Genomic DNA, 2,967 nt, shown 5'->3' with positions numbered 1-2,967 from the left:
TTCTCCTGGACTTTTTAACTAAATAAAACCAATTGGTTGTTCATCTGGTTGGCTAATTTGATGCATAAATTGTGGCAGTTGGGCACTAATTTGTGTTGGTAAAACTACATATTGATTAGCAGCTAATTCTTCAGCGATCGCACTGTGGGCGTAGACAGCGGCTAAGGCGGACTTTTGATAATCAGTCCTAAACTGGGCGGTAAAGGCACCAACCATGCCGGCTAGGGTATCACCCATTCCGCCAGTGGCTTGGGCAGGCGTCCCAATCGTTAACTGATAAACATTCTGGTCAGTATAAATTTCGGTATGATGTTTTTTAACCATGACCATGGCGCCTAATTTGGCTTGAGCGGCTCGATTATTCACCTCGGTTTGATCAACAATAGCTATTCTCGAAAGGCGTTGCCATTCCATTTCATGAGGAGTAAAAATAATCTGAGCCTTTGGTAGGGTTAAATGGTGATTAGCTACCAGCGTAATAGCCGAACCATCGATGACCAGGTTTTGTTTTGCGTGGATCTGATTGAAAACAAATTTCAAAATCTTTAAGCTCGTTTCCGTCTCGCCTAAGCCTGGACCAACGACAATACTGTTGGCGGATGACAGCAAAGTGGCTAATTGATTAAAATCCTGATAGTCGATGACCATAGCTTCTGGTACCCGGGTTCGAAGAGCGGTGATGTTAATGGGATCGGTAGCTGCAGTGACTAGACCAGTCCCTGCGTAAACCGCCGCCATGGTAGCCATGATGATGGCACCCCCAAATTGGTTGTTACCGCCAATTAAAACACAACGACCAAAAGTCCCCTTATAACTTTGGACCGGACGTGGGGTAATCACTTCTTTTAAAATGTCAGCAGATAAGGCTTGCATACTTGTCATCTCCTCTGGTTACTTTACAATGATTATACGATATTTTATCGATATGGTATGATGAATGAAATGAAAAAATGGGAGCAATTGATATGAATTGGCAAGAATTAGCAAATGCACAACGTGATCACTATCTTCGAGATCTTATTTCATTAATTAAGATCCCAAGTGTTCGTGATGAAGAAAAAGCAAGTCCAGAATATCCCTTAGGTCCTGCTCTAGCTCAGGCACTCAAGGCCTTTTTAGAAATGGCTGATCAGGATGGTTTTCGGGTAAAAAACATTGATAACGTGGTCGGTTATGCTGAATGGGGCGATGGCGAGGAAACCCTAGCTATTTTGGCCCATTTGGATGTCATGCCCGCTGGAAATGGTTGGGACACGGATCCATTTGACCCGGTGATTAAAGATGGCAACATCTACGGGCGGGGAGCTTCGGATGATAAAGGACCGGGCTTAGCAGCTTACTATGCCCTCAAAGAATTAAAAGACCAGGGGATCGAGTTTAACAAGCGTGTGCGTTTTATTGTCGGAACCGATGAAGAAAGTAATTGGACGGGGATGAAACGCTACTTTGAAGTTGAACCGGCGCCAACGCTTGGTTTTTCTCCAGATGCTGAATTTCCGGTGATTAATGGTGAAAAGGGCCAAGTTTCTTTGAAGTTAAGTGGATCTGGCGATAATGATGGACAGGTTCAATTGATAAAATTTGATGCCGGGCTTCGCTTTAATATGGTGCCTCGTGAGGCGACGGCGGTTCTGTCAGGGACGAACGTAGACCAACTACAAGAGGCCTTTGATCAATTCATCCAAGCTGAACCAGTTTCGGGATCTATGACTGCTGATGGTGATCAAGTTAAGTTTGAAATTCTTGGTAAGGCGGCCCATGGAGCTGAGCCCGAGAAGGGGATTAATGCGGGAACCTACCTTGCTAAATTCTTAAAGCAAGTTCCACTAAATGGACAAGCTGCTAATTTTGTCACTTTTTTAGCGGACTATTTACATTTGGATACCCGGGTGCGGAACTTTAAGGCTGATTTTAGGGATGAGGTTATGGGTGAAATGACTATGAATGCGGGGATATTGCAATTTGATCAAACTAAGGGCATTCAAATTGACATGAACTTCCGGTATCCAAAGGGAATTACACCGACAGAAATCAACCAACAAATCGGTCAGGTGGCCAATCAATTAGGATTAACGGTGACGACGGGACGCAATCAGGATCCCCACTATGTTGATCCTACCGATCCGATTGTCCAAACCCTAATGAAGGCATATCGTGATCAGACGGGGGATCAAAGTGCACAACCTTTAGTTGTGGGGGGCGGTACTTATGGACGCTTGATGAAGCGGGGCGTCGCCTTTGGTGCGCTCATGCCAACCACTCCTAATGTGATGCATCAAGCCAATGAGTTTCAACCAGTTGAAGATTTATTGTTATCAATGGCAATTTATATGCAAGCTATTTATGACCTTGTTACCGATTAGTGGTATAATAAAAGTATAGAAAACGGTTACAGTTTTTTATGTAATACCATGTGGAGGTGGATATTATGGCTGAATACAAAAACATTTTGGTAGGGATTGATGGTTCAAAGCAATCGTTAGCTGCTTTTGATAAAGCAGTTTTATTAGCAAAGCAAAATCAAGCAACCTTACACCTATTAAGTGTGGTTAATGGTGAACGCTACCCAACCGCTGATACGATTGGATATGGGTTCATCGACCGGGATGTTTACCAAGAATCTATTCAAAAGATGGAATCAACCTTAGCTGACTACAAGCAACGGGCTTTAGATGCTGGGGTTCCTGAGGTTTTGACAAAGGTAGTTATTGGGAACGTTAAGTTAGAATTAAGTTCGGGCTATGCTGAAGATCACGATATCGATCTCTTAGTTGTTGGGGCGACTGGATTGAACGTGATTGGTAAAATGTTGGTCGGTTCAACCGCTAATTATGTCATTGGTCATACGGCATATGATGTGGTGGTGGTTAAGACTGACATCAATAATGATCCTTTAAAGATTGATCGGACCGCATATCCAAAACTATAAAAAATCATAAATGGGTATTTTTTTGAGAATCATGTACT

Annotated in this window: 3 protein-coding genes; 2 read left to right on the top strand and 1 reads right to left on the bottom strand. The window is 43.1% G+C overall.

What is annotated here, in order from left to right:
- Positions 1-18: 18 nt before the first annotated feature.
- A complete protein-coding gene (locus PS3_RS05335) occupies positions 19-873 on the bottom strand; it encodes an NAD(P)H-hydrate dehydratase (RefSeq protein WP_007122285.1) in 855 nt (284 codons plus the stop codon).
- Between the two features lie 92 nt (positions 874-965).
- Between PS3_RS05335 and pepV the strand changes: the two genes are divergently transcribed.
- Entirely contained in the window at positions 966-2,363 is a 1,398-nt protein-coding gene (gene pepV, locus PS3_RS05330) for a dipeptidase PepV (RefSeq protein ID WP_007122284.1), read from the top strand.
- A 65-nt stretch (positions 2,364-2,428) separates the two neighbouring features.
- Positions 2,429-2,929: a universal stress protein gene (locus tag PS3_RS05325; protein WP_007122283.1), complete on the top strand. Its 501-nt coding sequence runs from the start codon at positions 2,429-2,431 to the stop codon at positions 2,927-2,929.
- Positions 2,930-2,967 lie beyond the last annotated feature (38 nt).

Source organism: Limosilactobacillus gastricus PS3, from assembly GCF_000247775.1.
GTDB classification, from domain to species: domain Bacteria; phylum Bacillota; class Bacilli; order Lactobacillales; family Lactobacillaceae; genus Limosilactobacillus; species Limosilactobacillus gastricus_A.
Note: the sequence above shows the minus strand (reverse complement) of the source record. Positions and strands in the feature narration are given on the sequence as shown.